This is a genomic window from Acinetobacter pullicarnis (assembly GCF_006352475.1).
Lineage (GTDB): Bacteria > Pseudomonadota > Gammaproteobacteria > Pseudomonadales > Moraxellaceae > Acinetobacter > Acinetobacter pullicarnis.
The window spans coordinates 2,862,836-2,883,429 of sequence record NZ_VCMZ01000001.1 but is presented as its reverse complement, the minus strand read 5'-3'; the positions used below and the strand labels follow the sequence as shown (position 1 = coordinate 2,883,429).

Genomic DNA, 20,594 nt, shown 5'->3' with positions numbered 1-20,594 from the left:
TTTAATTATTCCACAGCCCAAATAAAAAGGCTTAATCCATTATAGATTAAGCCTTTTCACTTACTCAGCTGCTATTTGGAATAACTTAAACCGTCAAAGCTGCTGCTTGAGCACGTGCTGCATGTAGTTTTTTATAACTGTCGATCAGACGTAAATGACGGTCTAGCCCTTCAAGTTTCATACTGGTCGGAGTGAGACCATAGAAGCGCACGCTGCCATCAACCGAGCCCATCACCGCATCCATACGTTCATCGCTAAACATACGGCGGAAGTTAAACTCGAAATCATCCAATTCAAGTTCATCATCCAGCACCACTTCAAGCACCACATTCATGGCTTGATAGAACAGACCACGTTCAACGGTATTGGTGTTGTACTGCAAGAAAGTTTCGACTGATTCTTTGGCTTCTTCAAATTGCTTTAATGCCAGCTGAATCAACAGTTTTAATTCAAGAATGGTGAGCTGACCCCAAACGGTATTGTCATCAAATTCGATGCCGATTAAGGTGGTGATTTCGGTGTAATCATCCAGTTCACTTTCATCTAAGCGCTCGATTAAGGCTTCAAGTGCAGCATCATCTAAGCGATGTAAATTTAAGATATCGGAACGGAACGACAGTGCGATATTGGTATTGTCCCAAATCAAATCTTCAACCAAATAAATCTCAGAATAATCAGGCACCAAAATTCGACATGCAGTTGCACCTAAATGCTGATACACCGCCATATAGACTTCTTTGCCCATCTCTTCAAGAATGCCGAATAGAGCAGCGGCTTCTTCTGCATTGGAGTTTTCACCTTGACCAGAGAAATCCCATTCTACAAATTCAAAATCAGCTTTGGCACTAAAGAAATGCCAAGACACCACACCGCTCGAATCGATAAAGTGTTCAACGTAGTTATTCGGCTCAGTCACGGCATTGCTGCTAAACGTCGGCTGTGGCAAGTCATTTAAGCCTTCAAAACTACGACCTTGGAGTAATTCAGTCAAACTGCGTTCTAAGGCAACTTCAAAACTTGGATGTGCACCGAAAGATGCAAATACACCACCAGTACGTGGATTCATCAAGGTGACACACATCACCGGATATTGACCGCCAAGTGAAGCGTCTTTGACCAAGACTGGAAAGCCTTGTTCTTCAAGCGCTTGAATGCCTGCAACGATGCTTGGGTATTTGGCCAACACCTCTTGTGGGACATCAGGAAGGGTCATTTCACCTTGGATGATTTCACGTTTGACAGCGCGTTCAAAGATCTCAGACAAACACTGCACTTGTGCTTCTTCTAAGGTATTACCCGCACTCATCCCATTGCTGAGGAACAAGTTTTCGATCAGATTCGATGGGAAATACACCACTTCCTGGTCTGACTGGCGCACGTAGGGCAGTGAACAAATACCACGCTCAGTATTGCCTGAGTTGGTGTCATATAAATGCGTACCGAGTAGCTCGTCATCTGGATTATAAATTTCTAAGCAGTATTCATCGAGAATTTCAGTTGGCAGTTCGCCTTCAGGACCCGGCTTAAACCATTTTTCTTCTGGGTAATGGACAAAGTCAGCATTGGCAATTTCTTCACCCCAAAACTGATCGTTATAGAAGAAGTTACAGTTCAGACGCTCAATAAACTCACCTAAGGCAGAGGCTAGCGCACTCTCTTTGGTTGAACCTTTACCATTGGTAAAACACATTGGTGCTTGTGCATCACGCACATGTAACGACCAGACATTCGGCACAATATTACGCCATGACGCGATTTCAATCTTCATGCCGAGCTTGGCCATAATCGCAGACATATTGGCAATGGTTTGTTCGAGTGGCAGGTCTTTCCCTTGAATATAAGTATTGTTTTCAGAGGCGAGGCTTGGCATCAACAAAGCTTGTGCATCGGCATCAATACTTTCAACTGCTTCAATCACAAATTCAGGTCCCGTTTGCACCACTTTTTTGACAGTACAACGGTCAATCGAACGCAAGATGCCTTGGCGATCTTTGTCAGAAATATCAGCCGGTAATTCGATTTGAATTTTGAAAATTTGTTTATAGCGGTTTTCAGGATCTACAATGTTGTTTTGCGAAAGGCGAATATTTTCAGTTGGAATATCACGTGCTTGGCAATAAACCTTAACGAAATAAGCCGCGCATAAAGCGGATGACGCAAGAAAATAGTCAAATGGTCCCGGCGCGGAACCATCACCTTTATAACGAATCGGTTGATCGGCGATTACCGTGAAGTCATCGAACTTGGCTTCAAGTCGAAGGTTGTCGAGATAATTGACCTTGATTTCCATGCTGGCACCTTACAATTTTCGATGTGAAACCATGTTCACAGAAGATTTAATATATTGATATAAAACTAGAACTTGGAATGATAATTCCAAATATAAAAAGCGCTTGGTGATGGACTATTTTGCCTCTAAAAACACAACGAGCATCATCAAGCGCTTTCTCGTGCGTCATGTTACAGAAATTTGCTGTGGAATTGGGATTTTTTGCAGAAAATCAAGTGACATTCAAGCAGAAAAAATCGGATTATATACTTTGATTCGGAATTATGATTTTATTAAGCCGAGTTTAATAAAAGTACAGCATGTAAAAGCAAAAATAATAAATTTAAATAACAACTATAAAATACAGGAAGTAGCACAATGAAAGGCTTTGCGATTCATAATGCCCCAACCGATCATGGCGGCATCGTTCCGTCAACGCAGATGAGAAGTGCCCAACTGGGTAATTTATTTGTACGTGCAGGTGATGGGCACTTTTGCCCTAAATGTAAATGTTGGTCAACAGTCGTGAAAAGTCATGACCATATTATTTTTGATGACAAAGCCGTGGCTTATGTTGGCGATCAACTCACTTGCGGGGCAAAGATATTGCCACAGCAAAGTCATTTGGTGGGGGAGAGTGCGGGAGGGTCTGCTCTTTCTGCTGTATCGAATTTACAATCAACGAATACACAACAGAACCAAACAAATAGTTTGGTTGAGGAGGAGAAAGCTTGCCCACCACAGTGTGTAGTAGAAACCGTTAGTTTTGAGACCACTCCAGGACCGTATATTATTTCTATGGAAACCTGGGAAAAAATCTTAGAATTTGAAAAATATGAACCAAAACCTTATCAACCAGGTGACGATAATAGTGGTGTAACTATCGCAATTGGTTATGATTTGGGGCAGCAATCTGCATCACAAATAAAAAAGGATTTAGCACCTTTTTACACAGCGACTCAAATCCAAGAACTACTAAAAGCACAAGGTAAAAAAGGGGGAGCCGCTAAAGCGTTAATTCCTGTATTATCTAATATTACAATTACCAAAGATAAAGCATTACAACTAGCTACAGTATTGAAAACAAGATATGCCAATCAAGTGCTTTCTATTTATCCTGAAGTGTTAGAACTACATCCACATTGCCAAGGTGTTTTACTTTCACTTGTATTCAATAGAGGACCATCCTTAAAAGATCCCAAAACAGGACTGACTCGTGTGCACATGCGGCAAATTAAAGATGCCTTTAAATCAGGTAGCCCTGAAAAGATTCCTGATATTTTGAGAGATATGTCTAAACTATGGAATAAAACAGGGCCAAAGGGCAATAGTGGTGTAGGGAAACGTCGTAAAGAAGAAGCGGATATATTTGAAAAAGGGGTAAAATGTGATTGTTATAAATAACAAAATTTATTTATTGATTCTATTTTTTATATTTAGCAGTTCACCTGTATTTGCGGATACTGAATATCAAGTTAAATGCATTCCCAATAGTGTCGTATATAATGACATTTTGGGATGCTATATAGATGAGTTCAAAGCGGTGGATAAGGAGTTAAACATTATTTATAAGAAAAGAATTAATAATTTAAAGAAAGATAAAAAGGATAATCTTCAAAATTCACAACGAAATTGGATTAAGGTTAAGGAATCGTTGTGTGTTGTTGATGAAGCTAATTATGGGCGTGAGAGTCATTTTGATGCAATGCAATGTGAGATTGACATGACGAAGAAACGAATAGATTTTTTAAAAAACTTTAAATAACATTATCCTCTGAAAAAAATGACTCTACGGAATATCTAGTGGAATTTAATGATTCATAGATACTCCGTAAAACGGAATAAGGAGTGAGCCTGTAAATAACAGGGCTGAAAAAATCTTGAACACTCATCTACCCTTTCTAATCTCTATTTTAAATTTACTCGGCATACTCTTCATTTATATGGTTTGTTATTTGACAGGAAATAATCATTATGGCTTTGCGGTGGATCAGTTTTTTAGTATGTTATCTATAATTATATTTTTAATATCAATGGTTTGTTTTAATAAGAAGGCGATCTTGATAGCAGGGGTTGCCGTCCTTTTGAGCATTGCAATGAATATTTTTAATATTGGGATCAGTTATCAAAAATGGATTGAACGGGGACAACCCACTGTTTTTACGCAGTGAGCTTTCAAGACCACATCCGCCAACCAACATTTTTCACTTTAAACGTGGCATTGACCAAGCAGTTTAGGCACAATCAACTTAACTTAAAATTGTTGTCGCTTTCACGCTTTGGATAGACGCTCGTATGTCAAATAATAACTTCTCTCAAGTCGCTGCTTTCATTTGGTCAGTGGCCGATTTACTTCGTGGTGACTTTAAGCAATCGCAATATGGACGGGTAATTTTACCGTTTACGCTATTGCGTCGTTTAGAGTGTGTGCTTACGAGCAGCAAGGCTGCGGTATTGGCGGAACATGAACGAATTAAGCCAATGAATCTACCGGAAGAAGCCCAAGAAAAGTTCCTATTACGTGCGACCGATAACCTTACTTTTTTTAATACCTCGCCGATGGATCTTGCCAAGATGGGGCAAACAGACATCAAGGCCAACCTTAAAACCTATGTACAAAGTTTTTCACAGGATGCCCGTGAGATTTTTGAGCACTTTAAGTTTGATGAGTTTGTCGGTTCACTCGATGACGCTAACTTACTTTATAAAGTGGTACAGAAATTTGCCAACACCGACTTAAGCCCAGAAACTGTATCTAACCATGATATGGGTTTGGTATTTGAAGAGTTGATCCGTCGTTTTGCCGAGGGTTCAAATGAAACCGCAGGGGAACACTTTACCCCACGGGATATCGTGCGTCTGACCACCGCATTGGTATTTATGGAAGATGATGACGTCTTAACTCAAGCTGGGATTATCCGTACTATTTATGATCCGACGGCAGGGACGGGCGGGTTTTTATCGTCAGGTACAGAATATGTGCATGAGTTAAACCCCAATGCGCTGATGAGTGCCTTTGGTCAAGAGCTGAACCCAGAGTCTTATGCCATCTGTAAAGCCGATATGTTGATTAAAGGCCAAGCGGTTAGCCGTATTAAACTTGGCAACACCCTGTCGAATGACCAACTGGCAGGGGATCAATTTGACTATATGCTGTCTAACCCACCTTTTGGGGTGGACTGGAAAAAGATCGAACAAGATATTAAAACCGAACATCAGGTCAAAGGTTTTGATGGGCGTTTTGGTGCTGGCTTGCCACGGGTATCAGATGGTTCATTATTATTTTTAATGCACCTGATGAGTAAAATGCGTGACGTTGATAGTAATCAGCAGCAGGGCAGTCGGATTGGGATTATTTTAAATGGTTCGCCTTTGTTTACCGGCAGTGCAGGCAGTGGTGAAAGTGAAATCCGTCGCTACATTTTAGAGGCCGATTTACTCGAAGCGATTATCGCGCTGCCAAATGACATGTTTTATAACACTGGCATTGCGACTTATATTTGGGTGCTCAGTAATAAAAAACAGGCAGCACGCAAAGGCAAAGTACAGTTGATTGATGGTAGCCATTTATACGGCAAGATGCGTAAATCACTCGGCTCGAAGCGTAATGAGATGAGTGAAGAAGATATCAAAACTATTATTTGTAGTTTTGGTCAATTTGAAGCAGAGGATGCGCGCACGCTGGATAAATCTCTCGAAATAAAATCGAATCGTGGTCGTCAGTCTGCCAACCCTAAAACTGAAACTGCCAAAACCTTTGCCAGCAAAATTTTTAACAGTTATGAATTTGGTTATCGCCGTGTCAGCATTGAACGTCCATTACGTCTGTCGGCACAAATTACGGATGCTGCCGTAGCGGGATTACGTTTTGCACCGAAGCCCTTTAATGCGGTGATGCAAACGCTTTATGCGCAGTTTGCGACGACATGGACAGATGCAGCGACAGACCTCAGCTATGGCATATTCAACGCTGATCAACAGATTGAAATCCGTGCGCTGATTAAAGCCGAATATCCAGAGCTCAAAGAAAAAGACATTAAAGATCTGTTGGACAGTAAAATTTGGCTATTACAACGTAGTCTGATGCAAAAAGCCCAAGCCTTACAGGCGCAGATTGGCACCGCACAAAGTGATGATTTTAATACCTTTGATGAGACCCTTAAACAGGCCTTAAAAGCCACCGATATCAAGCTCGATGCCAAAGAGAAAAAACAATTGCTCGATGCCATCACGTGGAAAAACCCAGAAGCAGAGCCTGTGGTCAATAAAGTGGTCAAGGGCGAAGCAAAGCCGCTATATGGCCAGTTTAGTTATAAAGGCAAAGTGGTTGAGTTTGTGCAAGATGGTGATTTACGTGATGCGGAAAACATCGCACTCAACCCACAGGTGACCACCACTGAATTAATCGAGTCTTATTTTAAACGTGAAGTCCAACCGCATGTGGCGGATGCATGGATCAATGCCGATAAACGTGATGACAAAGATGGCGAGATTGGCATTGTCGGTTATGAGATTCCGTTTAACCGTCATTTCTATGTCTATCAACCGCCACGTGATTTGGCCGAGATTGATGCCGACCTCGATGCGGTAAGTGCCGAGATTATGCAATTGCTGCAAGAGGTGCATTCATAATGGTCGGGGCAGTGAGCAAGTATCAAAAGTATGCCGAGTATAAAGACTCAGGGGTAGCGTGGTTGGGTGAGATTCCGAGTAGTTGGGATTTAGTTCCAATTAAATATATCGCAATACTCAATCCCAAAAAATCAGGGCTTGGCTTACAAACAAAGTTGGGAAAGTGTAGTTTTATACCAATGGATAAATTGAAGTTGAACTCAATAGTCCTAGATGAAATGAGGAACATCGGAGAGGTTTTTGAAGGATATACGTATTTTGAGAACAATGATGTCTTAATGGCAAAAGTTACACCATGCTTTGAGAATAAAAATATCGCTATAGCAAAAGAATTAGTTAATGGAATTGGGTTTGGTTCATCTGAGATTTATGTTCTTCGCAGTAATCATTTAAGTAATAACAGATTTTTATATTATAGATTACAAGAAACAACTTTTATGGATATCGCTACAGCAGCGATGACAGGTGCAGGTGGATTAAAAAGAGTTCCGGCAGATATTATCAACTCCTATTCAATTGCAAAACCTGATATTCAAGAACAAATCCAAATCGCCGCTTTCCTCGACCATGAAACTGCAAAAATTGACAGCCTCATTGAAAAACAACAAAGCTTGATTGCGCTACTCAAAGAAAAACGTCAAGCGGTGATTAGCCATGCGGTGACCAAAGGGCTCAACCCTAATGCACCGATGAAAGATTCAGGTGTGGAATGGTTAGGGGAAGTCCCTGAGCATTGGGACGTTAGTAAATTAAAATGGAAAACATTTACTACAAGTGGCTCTACGCCTTCAACTTCGAAATATTCTTTATATTATGAAGATGGTGATATTCCATGGATTCGAACAACTGATTTAAATAATGGAATATTAGAGGAAACTCCAATAAGTATAACTAAGAGAGCAGTTGCTGAAACAGCATGTTCAGTCTTACCTAAAAAAAGTATATTAATTGCAATGTATGGCGGTGCAGGTTCTATTGGTAAGCATGCACTCTTAGAGTTTGAATCAACAATTAATCAAGCTGTATGCGGTATTTTACCAAACAGTAATTTTCACCCTGAGTTTTTACACAGGTTTTATGAGTTTTATCGACCATTTTGGATGATTGAAGCAGCAGGAACAAGAAAAGATCCTAATATTGGGCAAGATCAGGTCAAAGAAAGCAAAGTTGTAATTCCTGCCGCTGAAGAACAAAAAGCAATTTCAAATTATATTATCGAAATGCAAAATAATTTTGATTCTTTAACATCTAAAGCCGAATCCGCTATCGCCCTGATGCAAGAACGCCGTACTGCCTTAATCTCCGCTGCGGTGACTGGAAAAATTGATGTACGTGATTGGCAAGCGCCAGCCCAAACTGAGCCAAACTTGGAGTGCAGCGCATGAGCTTTGACGTGACCCGCGAATTGAATTTCCAACGCGATATTATCCAGAAAATGCTCGCCCAAGGCTGGCAGCTTGGCAGTGGTGTCGGCTATGACCGTGAAAATGCACTCTATACCGCAGACCTACTGAGCTTTATTCAAAGCAGCCAAGCAGATGAATGGAAAAAGTTTTGTCAGACCTATCCGAATGATTCGGAACGGCATTTTATTGAAGCCCTCGTGGTGCAACTCGCAAAAGCCAGTATCAATGCCACCGATTCAGCCTCACGCAGTTATGGCACTTTGGGCGTGCTGCGGCATGGCCTAACCATCCGTAATGCACGTTTTAAGTTGTGCCAATTTAAACCTGAGCACAACCTTAATGCCGATACTTTGGCGCGTTATCAACAAAATATTTGTCGGGTGGTGCCCGAACTGGTGTATAGCCCCTATGCCAATAAAGCTGAGTTAGAAACCACAGGTAAGCAAGCCAAAAAATGGCGGATTGACTTGGTGCTGTTTATCAATGGCTTACCTGTATCGACCCTAGAGCTTAAATCTGAATTTAAGCAAACGGTGAGCGATGCGATTCTGCAATACAAAAAGACTCGGCTAGCCAAAGACCCCGCCACCAATAAGCCAGAACCCTTGCTGATGTTTAAACGCGGTGCTTTGGTGCATTTTGCGGTGAGTCAGTATGAAGTGTTTATGACCACGCATTTGGCCGGTGACAGTACTTATTTTCTGCCGTTTAACCAAGGCACTGCGGATGGCGGTGCAGGCAACGCTCTCCCTGCCGATCAAAGCCGTTATGCCACCGATTATTTGTGGAATGAGGTACTCAGCCCAGCCAATTTACTCAATATTATCGGGCGTTTTGTCCATCTGAATATTGATGAAAAAGAAGATGCTGAAGGGCGTAAATACAAAAAAGAAAGCCTGATTTTTCCACGTTACCATCAGTGGGATGTGGTGACCAAGCTGATTCAAGATGCCAAAGACCGCGGCACAGGGCATAAATACCTGATTCAGCACAGTGCAGGTTCGGGTAAATCCAATTCGATTGCATGGACAGCGCATCAACTTTCCAGTTTGTATGATGAATTGGGCAATAAGCAATTTGATTCGGTGATTGTAGTGACCGATCGCACCATCTTAGATGCGCAGTTACAAGACACCATTTATCAGTTTGAACATGCCGATGGCGTGGTTGGACGAATTAATAATAATGAGGGTGGTGGCTCCAAGTCGGAAAAACTGGCCAGTTCCTTAGAAAAATCGCAACCGATTATTATTGTGACCATTCAGACCTTTCCCTTTGTGCTGAAGGCAATTGAAAATAGTATCGTGCTGAAGCAGCGTCGCTATGCGGTGATTGCCGATGAAGCGCATTCCTCACAAAGTGGTTCAACCGCAAATAAGCTCAAAGAAGTGCTGATGACAGAGGGCTACGACGAAGATGTGATGCTGTCGAGCGAAGACATTTTAGATGCAGCTTTGGCTTCACGCCGTGCCAATCCCAATGTCAGTTATTATGCTTTTACCGCGACACCCAAGGCCAAAACCTTAGAGCTGTTTGGACAATGCCCAGATCCATCCATGCCACCATCCAAAGACAATATTCCGCAAGCCTATCATGTCTATTCAATGCGCCAAGCCATTGAAGAAGGCTTTATTTTAGATGTGCTAAAAAACTACACCAACTATAACGTGGCTTATAAGCTGACCCAAAAAATTGCCAGCCAAGACCCTACCGTCGATGCCAAAAAAGGCAAGATTAAAGTCAATCAATGGGTGCGTTTGCACGACCATAATATTTCACAAAAAGTGAAAGTGATTATTGAGCATTTTAAAAAGCACATCATGGGTTTATTGGGTGGTCAAGCCAAAGCCATGGTGGTGACCAGTTCACGTAAAGAAGCGGTGCGTTATAAATTGGCACTGGACAAATATGTGGCTGAGCAAGGTTATCAGTCAATACAGGCAATGGTGGCATTTTCAGGTGAAGTTGAATTTAACGATACCGATCCCAACAGCGGTCATTTGATCGGGCAAAAGTTCACTGAACAGAATATGAATCCCAACCTCAAAGGCCGTGAAATGCGTAAGGCATTTGACAGTGATGACTATCAAATCATGTTGGTGGCCAATAAATTCCAAACCGGGTTTGACCAACCGAAATTGTGTGCCATGTACGTCGATAAAAAACTGGGTGGGGTAGAGTGCGTACAAACCTTATCTCGTCTAAATCGTACTTATCCGGGCAAGGCCGAGTCGGGCACTTTTGTATTAGATTTCTTTAATGAACCTGCCGATATTTTAGAATCGTTCCAGCCCTATTATCAAACGGCTGAACTGGCTGATGTAACTGATCCAGATAAAGTTTTTGAGTTATCAAATAAGCTGAGAAGTAATGGGATATTCCGCTGGTCTGAGGTTGAGCAATTCGCAGAGGCATTTTATAGCCGCAGTAAATCCAATGCGGTCTTGGCCAATATCTGCAAACCTGCAATCGAACGCTGGAATGTACGTTATCGCCAAGCCAGTCAGGACGATCAGAAAAGTAAAGCAATGCTGGAGCGTTGTAAGCAAACAGGCGATGCCGTCCTGATTGGCAATGCAGAAAAAGATTGTGCTGAAGCCAAAAAAGCCAAAGATGCCTTGGAAATCTTTAAAAAAGACTTAGGCACGTTTATCCGTTTTTATGAATTTATGTCGCAGATTGTTGACTATGATGATAGAGACTTGGAAAAACTCAGCCTATTTGCGCGTAGCCTACGCAATATGTTGAAAGAAAACCATAATCCAGATGAAGAGATTGACCTCAGTAATATTGAGATGAGCCATTATCGCTTGTCTAAATTGCGTCAGATTGATATCCAATTACAGGCCAATAGTGGGCAACCGCTAGAGCCAGGTAATGATCTGGGCAGTGGTGCAGGTAAGGATAAAAAGGAAACCTTTATTTCCAGTATTTTGCAGCGTCTAAATGAGTTGTTTATAACGGAAAAACTGACCGACCAAGACCTGATTAATTATGCGCATACTGTGATGGACAAAGTCGTAGAGGACAGCAATGTGGTATCGCAAGTCAGCAATAACACCCGCGAGCAAGCCATGTTAGGGCATTTTCCACGTGCTATTGATGATGCGATTATGGGCAGTCATGAAGCCCATCAAGACCTGATGATGCAGTTGCTCTCCGATCCGATGAAGAAGCAGCAATTTGATAGCCTGATCTATGAAATGGTGAGAAATAAATTGCAGCTCGTGGTGAGATAGCCGTGATTTATTGACTACGTCTGTGGCTCCCTCTCCAACGGGAGAGGGGGCAAGCTTTGCAATTAAAAGATAGGAAAAACAATGGGGCATAATGTTGATATTGCGGCTTTGAAACAAGTTGATGTTCAAGTGCTGAGCTTTAATGCGTTACTCGCGTCAGGTGCTAAGCTAGCATTAGATAATTATCAAAGACCCTATGTTTGGACGCAGGAAAAAATACACCAGTTACTTGATGATTTAAATGAGTTTCATCATAAAAGTGATCAATCGATCTATTACTTGGGAAGCTTGTTATTACATCGTACAGTTGACGGTATGTTTGTGATTGATGGACAACAACGGCTGAGTTCATTGGCAGTCCTCTATTATTCCCTAAAGGGAAAACTCCCTGAAAATTTAGCATTTCATTATCGATCACCAATATCTGTAAAAAACTTAAGAATTGCCCAACAGATTATCCAACAAGCTAAACCTGATTTTAATCAGGAAATTTTTGATAAATTACAATTTACAGTGATTGTTGTTGATCGTGAAGATTTGGCGTTTACCTTTTTTGATACGCAAAATAATCGAGGTGTCCCGCTCAATGCCACTGACCTATTAAAAGCCTATCACTTAAGAGCCATTCGTAATGATGTGCCTGAACAGGGTGAAGCATTGCAAATGCAGTGTGCAAAACGCTGGGAGGATGTACAGCTTGGTGGTGGAAAATCGGAGGAAGGTGTAAAAAAAGATTTTGCTCCCGAGCTTTTTCATACCTATTTATGGCGTGCTCGTCATTGGATCGGTCAAAACGACAATCAATATGAACGTCATGACTTAATACTGGAAAGCTTCCAACATCAGAGTATTCAGCCACTCAAGATAGATGAAGTCCCGCTTTACGCTGGGCGTAGTAATACTTTTGCACGAACGCTGAGTTTAGATACCAATAATGAATATCGCTTAACACTCAATCCAGTCGCGATCAGTGAAAACCCAATTTTATTACCTTTTGAATTACGTCAGCCTATTCATAAAGGTGTTGGTTTTTTTCTCTATGCACAAAAATATGCAGCATTGCTGAATGAACTATTTTACTCAGATCGACCATCTAAACCCTTAATGCAATTTAGAGTGTTTTATCAACAAGTTGTACAGGCCAATTCCTATTATCTACGTGAATTATTTAAATTGGCTGCACTGATGTATTACGATCAGTTTGCCGAGTTTCGGCTGCTAGAATTTTCCCAACGCCTAGAGCTTGTATTTGGTGCAATACGCTTAGATAAGAAATATATTTTTCAACAAGCACAACTCAAATATTTAAAAGAAAGCCAGTTGAACATATTCAATGTGATTAATTCGAGTTATCGCCCAGATGAAGTTATGCAATATTTGAAAAAAGATCGGGTATTGTTGGCCTCATACCACAGAATTACTGTCGAACAGCAGAAAGAAGACGTGAAAATTATTTGTAATAAAGGGGTTCAAGGCCGCTATTTAGCAGCATTATTTAATTATTATGATTTAGATGATTTACCTAAAAGCACAGATTATTGGGATCAGCAGATTAAATTGAAGAATAAGGATTTGGCCGATGTATGAATCGAATTTAATCACCATCCAAGATATTATTCGTGATAAACAAATTTTTAATATCCCAATGTATCAACGTTTATATGTCTGGGGGGCTGATCAGATTAAGATTCTTCTTGATGATTTGGTCGAGGCTTGTAACGACAATAAAGATGTTTTTTATTTGGGCGGTACACTGGTTATTCAGCAAACAGGTCAGAATGCACAACCTGTACTTGATCTTATTGATGGTCAACAACGATTTACCACGCTATGGCTGATCAGTATTGCGATGCAACGCTTAATTAAACAACGTGCAAAAGGTGAGGTTAATCATTTAGATGCTTATCGCTGTTTAAAAGACAATGATAAGCAGATTTCTCGCATTCAGTTTGCCATTCGGCCAGAAGTCACTGAGTTTTTTGAAATACTTTTGAATGATGGTGAACCAACAAATACAGCGAAAGCACATAACTTAAGTCAGGCCATCCAAGAAATTAACGGCTATTTTAATGCATTAACAAATATCTGTTTAACGCAGTTGAGTCGGTATATTTTAGAAAGCGTTCAGCTTGTACTGACTAAAGTTCCTGTGCAGACGGATTTAAATAAATTATTTGAAGTGATTAATAACCGTGGGATTCAACTACAACATCATGAGATTTTAAAGGCACGTTTACTTGCAAAGATACAAGATAATGCAGAGCGTGAAGTTTATGGGCAGATGTGGGATGCCTGTTCTTATATGACTGATTATGTAGAGCGAAATTTAAGAGCAACTACAGGGATAAAGCTCACGGCTTTATTTAATCAGGGGCATGTAGATCAGCAAGATTTAGCCAAACCAGAAAAAGTACTGGCTGCTTTAAAGCAATTATATAAAGAAAAGAAAACGGTTGAATTGAATTTAAATAGTATTCTTTCTGAACACGGTCCATTTGCTGAAGTTGCCGATGTTAATAATGACGTGGATATGAACGAGGTCGGTGAAACAGATCGGGTACGTAGTATTATCACTTTTCCAATGTTACTCCAACATGTACTACGAATTTTTCTTGTTCGTCACAAACGGCCTGATATTCAAAAAATCCTAGATAAGGATTTATTAAGTATTTTTAATATGTATTGGCTCAAGAACGACAACAATAAGTTAGAACATGAGTCAGAAGTGAAATCATTTATTGAGATACTTTGGGCTTGTCGGTATCAATTTGATTTACATGTGATTAAGTGGATTATTGCCACTGATGGTGAGGAAGAATGCCATGCAATTCGTGGCTTAAGAATGAATGAAAGTAAGGGCTACCAACGTGTAGTTCGAGAAAGTCATAATCAGAATAGCGCATTTGCCATGTTACAAAGCATGTTATATCACTCTCAGCAATTGACTACACATTATTGGTTAACACCATTATTGAAATTCTTGTTGGACTACGGCAGCGAAAATGTACAAATTTATTTGAAGTTTCTTGATAACTACTTGTTGTGTACTCAGCGTGAAGAATCTTTAATCGAGCGTACTCGAAAATTCTTGGAGAAGACATGGGATCACAATGGTAATTTGCAAGATATGCAATCTATCCTAGAGCAAAATCAAGGCGTTAGTTTTTCTCATTATTGGTTCTATAAGCTTGAATATATCTTGTGGGAAAAGAGTAAAGATAGAGGCACAGCATGGCAAGCATACCGCATGACCGCCAAGAACTCAGTTGAACATGTATCTCCGCAATCCCCTAAACAAGCAGATCCAAATCAAGTCACGACTGAATTCTTAGATTCTTTTGGTAATTTGGGCTTGGTATCGCGCAGTCTAAATTCAGAATTTAGTAATAATACTTTTAGAGTCAAGCGTGAGAAGTTTATCGAAAAGATGCTAATTAAAATAGAATCATTTAAGTTGGCTCTAATTTATAACAATACACAATGGTCAGATGATTTGGCTCAGAAGCATTGCCAAGAGATGATTATAGAATATGAGGAATATTTTAAAGCGGTGGATATACAAGTATCTGAAGTACGACAAGGCTGTAGTGGCTGAAATTTTTATGTAAAATTGAAATTTAACCCCAACAAAAAAAGGCCTAACCCATACAGGTTAAGCTTTTAAGTTATTGAATTAAATTACTTATATTTAATCTATGGTGCGCTCTGCGGGACTCGAACCCACGTCGGTCGCTTAGGAGGCAACTGCTCTATCCAGTTAAGCTAAGGGCGCAACAGTCGAGATTATAGTATTAAAATTAAACTTTACAAACAAATGTTTAGCTTTAAAAATCAACGCAATCAAGCAAACTCCCGATAAAGTGACCTGAGTGAGACTTTAACGGGAGCTTGGTGAATTACTCGAGGTCTTTAATATCCTTGACGTCTTTAGGATTTAAATAATCATAGAACACAATCATGAGCGTGATCCAGAATGGAATCATAATCACCGACTCTTTAAAGCCTTGAGTCCACATGATATAGAGCACCACGGCGATAAAACCCAACACCAAATAGTTGCTGTACGGATACCAAAGTGCAGGGTATTTGGTGGTTTTATTTTGGATGATCATGGCACGCTTAAATTTCAAATGTGTCCAGCTAATCATGGCCCAGTTCAACACCAGCGCACCGACGACGACATAGATTAAATGGCTCAGCGCATCTTCAGGCACTTTATAGTTGAGAATCACACAGCCAAAAATCAGGATGGCTGAGAACAACACTGCAGGAATTGGCACACCTTGTTTATTCACTTTAGCAAATATTTTAGGGGCATTGCCTTGTTTGGCCAGACCGAACAACATACGACTATTGGCATACATGCCACTGTTATATACAGATAGCGCAGCGGTTAAAATAATAAAGTTGACCAAATGAGCAGCCCAACCAATTCCGATCATGCCAAAGACCATCACAAATGGACTTTGATCGAGGCTACCGAGTTGCAGTTGATTCCAAGGCACCAATGATAAAAGAATGGTCATTGCACCAACGTAGAAAATTAAAATACGTGGTACCACTTGGTTAATGGCTTTGGGGATGGTCTTTTCAGGATCTTTGGCTTCAGCCGCGGCCATTCCAACCAGTTCAATACCACCATAACCAAACATCAAAAAGGCCAGCATATAAAATAGACTGTCATAACCGTTCGGGAAGAAGCCACCTTGCGACCATAAGTTGCTAAATGATGCGGTTGAATCAGGGCCAGCCATCATGAGCAGGTAAATACCAAAGACAATCATGGCAATAATGGCGGAGACTTTAATAATCGATAGCCAGAATTCAGATTCGCCATAGAAGCGTACATTGGCTAAATTCACAACCGTGACAAGGACGAAGAAGAACAGCACAGACATCCACGGTTCAATATGTGGCCACCAATAATGGACATATTTGGCGACGGCGGTGAGCTCGGTCATTGCCACCAAAATATACAGCATCCAATAGTTCCAGCCGGTCAAGAAGCCGGGGAACTTACCCCAGTACTTATTGGCAAAATGGCTGAAAGAACCAGCAACCGGTTCATGCACGATCATCTCGCCTAAGTGTCGCATGAACAGAAAAACGATAAATCCACCAATGGCATAGCCTAAAATAATGGAGGGGCCCGCTTGTTGGATCACGTGCCCAGAGCCTAAAAATAAGCCTGTACCAATTGCACCACCCATGGCGATCAATTGAATATGCCGATTTTTTAGACCGCGTTGTAATTTTGTTGATTCGTTACTCAAGGTCTTTAACTCAAAAGGGGAAGTATAAAAACAGGATTGTAATAGATTGATCACACTTCGCCTAGAGAGATTCCTGTTGAAAAACTGAACTTTATGGAAATCTAAATAGAGAACTTACTAAAGTCATAATTTTAGTAAGGTTTTAAATAAGTCAACATTGTGATGCAGGATTCGTGGTTTTTGCATTCAGATGCTTTTTAGACTAAGGTCATGAAGATTATATTTAGCCAGAAAAAAAGGCTATGATATTGACTTGTAACATCTTTCAAAACATCACAACAACATAAAAGGATCGTGATCATGAGCTTTGCTGCACAAATAAAAATTCCTGCAACCTATATGCGTGGGGGAACCAGCAAGGGGGTCTTCTTTAAATTAGATGATTTACCTGAAGTTGCACAAGTGGCAGGTGAGGCACGAGATCGTATTCTGTTACGGGTGATTGGCAGTCCAGATCCTTATGGAAAACAAACCGATGGTATGGGGGGAGCTACCTCAAGTACCAGTAAAACGGTGATTTTGAGTAAAAGTCATCAAGCTGAACATGATGTGGATTATTTGTTTGGTCAAGTTGCTATCGACAAAGCCTTTGTTGATTGGAGTGGTAACTGCGGTAATTTAACTGCAGCGGTTGGTTCTTTTGCGATTAGCCAAGGTTTGGTGGATGCATCCCGTATTCCAGAAAATGGCATTTGCACTGTACGTATTTGGCAGGTCAATATTCAAAAAACCATCATTGCACATGTGCCAATCACCAATGGTCAAGTTCAAGAAACCGGTGATTTTGAATTGGATGGCGTAACTTTCCCAGCAGCAGAAGTACAGATTGAATTTTTAGATCCTGCTGATGATGGTGAAGATGGCGGTGCGATGTTCCCGACAGGTAATGTTGTCGATACCCTTGAAGTACCAGAAGTCGGTACTTTCCAAGCCACTTTAATTAATGCCGGCATTCCAACCATTTTCATTCAAGCTGACGCATTGGGTTATAACGGGACTGAGTTACAAGACGACATTAATAACGACACTGCGGCCCTAGAACGTTTTGAAAAAATTCGTGCTTATGGTGCTTTGAAAATGGGTCTAATTCAAGATGTCAGCGAAGCAGCCAGTCGTCAACATACCCCCAAAGTGGCCTTTGTGGCAGCAGCGCAAGCCTATACCGCATCCAGTGGTAAAGCCATTGCTGTCGATGATATTGATGTGTTGGTACGTGCCTTGTCGATGGGTAAATTACACCATGCCATGATGGGCACAGCTGCGGTTGCGATTGGTGCTGCGGCGGCAGTTCCCAATACCTTGGTCAATTTGGCTGCGGGTGGTGGGCAAAAAGCAGCAGTGCGTTTTGGCCATCCTTCAGGAACGTTACGTGTGGGCGCAGAAGCGAAGCTTGAAAATGGTCAATGGCAAGTGAAAAAAGCCTTGATGAGCCGCAGTGCTCGTGTATTGATGGAAGGTTGGGTACGCATTCCAGGTGATTCTTTCTAAGCAGTGGAATGAGGGAGAGGTGCTGACTGGTATTAAGGCTGGGAGGGATTGCTTTTGAGCTAAATCCTTTGCAGTGCAATGCCAAAGCCATCAGCACTTTTACTTTAATCTTGAGGTTGCACCGTACAACGATATAACTAGAAATACCAAGCTGGGTTGAAGCCTAAGCCCGATTGATGCAAATACGTTGATTCAGATTGCAAAAGGGTGCTGCCAAATTGATCAGTAATTGCCTTTGATTTGGTATAAACTCGCAGACACTGCTGTAAATGGACGTTCCATTGCATGCTGTTATTTTGATTGACTTAACAATTTTCTATTACTTGTTTTTGGACTGAGTTGCCAACATAAATTCGAGGCGAATGTGACCATACTTCTCAATTTGAATGCAGAAGTTCTGCAACAAGCACAACAGCAAATCCAACAGGATCTGCAAGTGGCTTTAGATGGTTTTTCTCTTCCTGAGCCGTTAAAAGCGGCAGTACATCATACTGTGATGCTGGGTGGTAAGCGGGTGCGTCCTGCGCTTTGTTACGCAACGGCACAGTTGAAAGCCAATCACCCCAATTATGCAGCGGTGCGTCGTGCTGCGGTTGCAATTGAGTTAATCCATTGCTACTCATTGGCGCATGATGATTTACCGTGCATGGACAACGACTTACTACGCCGTGGTCAACCAACTTGTCATGTGGCTTATGGTGAAGATACTGCATTGTTGGCAGGTGATATTTTGCAATCGATGGCTTTTGAAATTTTAGGCAGTCGCCTATTTGATCAAATGCACAGTGTACCTGCAGCAATTGTGCTCAAACAAATGCAGTTACTTGCAACCGCCAGCTCAAAAATGGTCTGTGGCCAAGTTCTCGATTTACAAGCAGAAGGCCGTCGTGTTGATCAAGCACATCTTGAAGAAATTCATCGCAATAAGACCGGTGCTTTAATTCAGGCTGCGATCATGATGGCAGCGGTCACGATCTTTGAAACCGGTGATCCAGCAATTGTGCAACTGCGTAATTTTGGTTTAGCCATCGGTCTTGCATTCCAAGTTCAAGATGATATTTTGGACATTACTGCAGAAACAGCAGTTTTAGGCAAAACAGCAGGCAAAGATCAACAAGTTGAAAAATCAACTTATCCTGCTTTGATGGGACTTGAACAAGCGCAGCAATATGCCCAGCAATTGCATGATCAAGCTTTTAGCGCCTTGGCCTATTTTGAAACAGGGGCGGAGCAATTACATCAAGTTTCTCAGTTTCTCTTGGAACGACAAAGTTAATTTTATTCGATCACATTTGTTAGACCTAAAAATAGCCGCGATTGCGGCTATTTTTTTGCTGTTCTCTTTATGCGGATCTCTTTATGGAGATCGGGCACACTTAATGCAAATCCGCAGTAATTTTCTGCAAAATTTGTAGAACCACATCAAATTCACTTTGTAATGGGGTGCTTTTGCGGGTAATTAAGGCGAGCACACGCGTTGGCGCATTTTGAATCGGCTTAATAATCAGTTGTTCATTGTTCTTCAGCATGCTGGTGTGTGTGGCAATTTCTGGCAGCAGGGTGAAGCCTAAGTTGGCACTGACCATTTCAACCAATGTTGGCAATGAGCTGGCTTTTAAGCGGTGATCATTTTTGCGTTCATCAATTGGGCAAGCACTTAAAGTGTGATCGCGCAGGCAATGACCTTCTTCAAGCAACATCAAATGTGCCAAATCTAAGTCTTCTAAGCTTTGCGCTTGTATCGATTTTTTATCGTCGATATTACACACCAAATATAAGTTTTCTTTTGCAACTTCAGCTACTTTTAAGCCACGGGTATCAAAAGGCAGTGCCAGCATAATCATATCAAGCTGACCATGCTCCAAGCGCTCTACGATTTTGTCACTTTGCGCTTCGTGTAGGTGGAGCTGAATTTTTGGCAGTTGTAGATGCACTTCTTCTAACAGTCGTGACAGAATAAAAGGTGCAATGGTTGGAATGATGCCCAGATGCAGATCGCCAGTGAGTGGTTCACTCATTTCACGGCTGAGGCGCATCAGGTCTTGTGCATCTGCAAGCAGAACACGAGCACGTCCAACAACTTGCTCACCCAACGGTGTTAGGCGCACATTTTGTCGATCACGTTCAACAAGTACGCCACCCAATAAACGTTCGAGTTCCATGATCCCACCAGACAAAGTCGATTGGGTGACAAATGAACGACGCGCAGCCTCGGTAAAATGGAGGGTTTCAGACAGTGTCACCAAATATGACAGCTGTCTTAGGGAAGGTAATGCAGCCATAGTGT

Annotated in this window: 12 protein-coding genes, 1 tRNA gene and 1 pseudogene; 10 read left to right on the top strand and 4 right to left on the bottom strand. The window is 41.3% G+C overall.

The window, feature by feature from the left end:
• Positions 1–85 precede the first annotated feature (85 nt).
• Positions 86–2,290 carry an OsmC domain/YcaO domain-containing protein gene (locus FD716_RS12740; RefSeq protein WP_139852688.1) on the bottom strand — a complete coding sequence of 735 codons (2,205 nt, stop codon included), beginning with the start codon at positions 2,288–2,290 and terminating at the stop codon, positions 86–88.
• A 109-nt stretch (positions 2,291–2,399) separates the two neighbouring features.
• Here FD716_RS12740 and FD716_RS12735 point away from each other — a divergent pair, with 109 nt between their 5' ends.
• From FD716_RS12735 to FD716_RS12700, 8 genes and pseudogenes are all read left to right on the top strand, one after another.
• The gene (locus tag FD716_RS12735; protein ID WP_139852687.1) at positions 2,400–2,651 is read left to right on the top strand and encodes a hypothetical protein; all 252 of its coding nucleotides are present in this window, start codon (positions 2,400–2,402) and stop codon (positions 2,649–2,651) included.
• Positions 2,648–2,980: pseudogene (locus tag FD716_RS18980) on the top strand (PAAR domain-containing protein); the annotation flags it as partial. The gene FD716_RS12735 and the pseudogene FD716_RS18980, both read left to right, overlap by 4 nt.
• 676 nt (positions 2,981–3,656) lie before the next feature.
• The gene (locus tag FD716_RS12725; protein WP_139852685.1) at positions 3,657–4,034 is read left to right on the top strand and encodes a lysozyme inhibitor LprI family protein; all 378 of its coding nucleotides are present in this window, start codon (positions 3,657–3,659) and stop codon (positions 4,032–4,034) included.
• A gap of 530 nt (positions 4,035–4,564) precedes the next feature.
• The gene (locus FD716_RS12720; RefSeq protein WP_139852684.1) at positions 4,565–6,901 is read left to right on the top strand and encodes a type I restriction-modification system subunit M; all 2,337 of its coding nucleotides are present in this window, start codon (positions 4,565–4,567) and stop codon (positions 6,899–6,901) included.
• A gap of 11 nt (positions 6,902–6,912) precedes the next feature.
• A complete protein-coding gene (locus FD716_RS12715) occupies positions 6,913–8,286 on the top strand; it encodes a restriction endonuclease subunit S (RefSeq protein ID WP_215895466.1) in 1,374 nt (457 codons plus the stop codon).
• On the top strand, positions 8,283–11,546 hold the full coding sequence (locus FD716_RS12710) for a type I restriction endonuclease subunit R (RefSeq protein ID WP_139852682.1): 3,264 nt from the start codon (positions 8,283–8,285) through the stop codon (positions 11,544–11,546). Before FD716_RS12715 ends, FD716_RS12710 begins: the two co-directional genes overlap by 4 nt.
• 81 nt (positions 11,547–11,627) lie before the next feature.
• Positions 11,628–13,133 (top strand): DUF262 domain-containing protein, encoded by a 1,506-nt coding sequence (locus tag FD716_RS12705; protein WP_139852681.1) that lies wholly within the window; start codon positions 11,628–11,630, stop codon positions 13,131–13,133.
• The gene (locus FD716_RS12700; RefSeq protein WP_139852680.1) at positions 13,126–15,141 is read left to right on the top strand and encodes a DUF262 domain-containing protein; all 2,016 of its coding nucleotides are present in this window, start codon (positions 13,126–13,128) and stop codon (positions 15,139–15,141) included. The genes FD716_RS12705 and FD716_RS12700 overlap by 8 nt, the downstream gene beginning before the upstream one ends.
• Before the next feature lie 101 nt (positions 15,142–15,242).
• Here the strand turns inward: FD716_RS12700 and FD716_RS12695 are convergent.
• Positions 15,243–15,318: transfer RNA gene (locus tag FD716_RS12695), tRNA-Arg, on the bottom strand.
• 124 nt (positions 15,319–15,442) lie between these two features.
• Entirely contained in the window at positions 15,443–16,819 is a 1,377-nt protein-coding gene (locus tag FD716_RS12690; protein WP_139852679.1) for an amino acid permease, read from the bottom strand.
• Positions 16,820–17,119: 300 nt separating this feature from the next.
• Here FD716_RS12690 and prpF point away from each other — a divergent pair, with 300 nt between their 5' ends.
• Together prpF and FD716_RS12680 are read left to right on the top strand one after the other, a co-directional pair.
• Positions 17,120–18,307, top strand: a complete 1,188-nt coding sequence (prpF, locus tag FD716_RS12685; RefSeq protein ID WP_139852678.1) for a 2-methylaconitate cis-trans isomerase PrpF — start codon at positions 17,120–17,122, stop codon at positions 18,305–18,307.
• Positions 18,308–18,671: 364 nt separating this feature from the next.
• Entirely contained in the window at positions 18,672–19,583 is a 912-nt protein-coding gene (locus FD716_RS12680) for a polyprenyl synthetase family protein (protein WP_139852677.1), read from the top strand.
• Between the two features lie 100 nt (positions 19,584–19,683).
• Here the strand turns inward: FD716_RS12680 and oxyR are convergent, their stop codons facing one another.
• Positions 19,684–20,589 carry a LysR family transcriptional regulator OxyR gene (gene oxyR / locus FD716_RS12675; protein WP_139852676.1) on the bottom strand — a complete coding sequence of 302 codons (906 nt, stop codon included), beginning with the start codon at positions 20,587–20,589 and terminating at the stop codon, positions 19,684–19,686.
• Positions 20,590–20,594: the final 5 nt, after the last annotated feature.

Excerpts from the sequence above, each read along its gene's own strand:
- FD716_RS12740 (WP_139852688.1), bottom strand. The coding sequence starts at position 2,290 with ATGGAAATCAAGGTCAATTATCTCGACAACCTTCGACTTGAAGCCAAG.
- FD716_RS12735 (WP_139852687.1), top strand. The coding sequence starts at position 2,400 with ATGGACTATTTTGCCTCTAAAAACACAACGAGCATCATCAAGCGCTTT.
- FD716_RS12720 (WP_139852684.1), top strand. The coding sequence starts at position 4,565 with ATGTCAAATAATAACTTCTCTCAAGTCGCTGCTTTCATTTGGTCAGTG.
- FD716_RS12710 (WP_139852682.1), top strand. The coding sequence starts at position 8,283 with ATGAGCTTTGACGTGACCCGCGAATTGAATTTCCAACGCGATATTATC.
- FD716_RS12705 (WP_139852681.1), top strand. The coding sequence starts at position 11,628 with ATGGGGCATAATGTTGATATTGCGGCTTTGAAACAAGTTGATGTTCAA.
- FD716_RS12700 (WP_139852680.1), top strand. The coding sequence starts at position 13,126 with ATGTATGAATCGAATTTAATCACCATCCAAGATATTATTCGTGATAAA.
- prpF (WP_139852678.1), top strand. The coding sequence starts at position 17,120 with ATGAGCTTTGCTGCACAAATAAAAATTCCTGCAACCTATATGCGTGGG.
- oxyR (WP_139852676.1), bottom strand. The coding sequence starts at position 20,589 with ATGGCTGCATTACCTTCCCTAAGACAGCTGTCATATTTGGTGACACTG.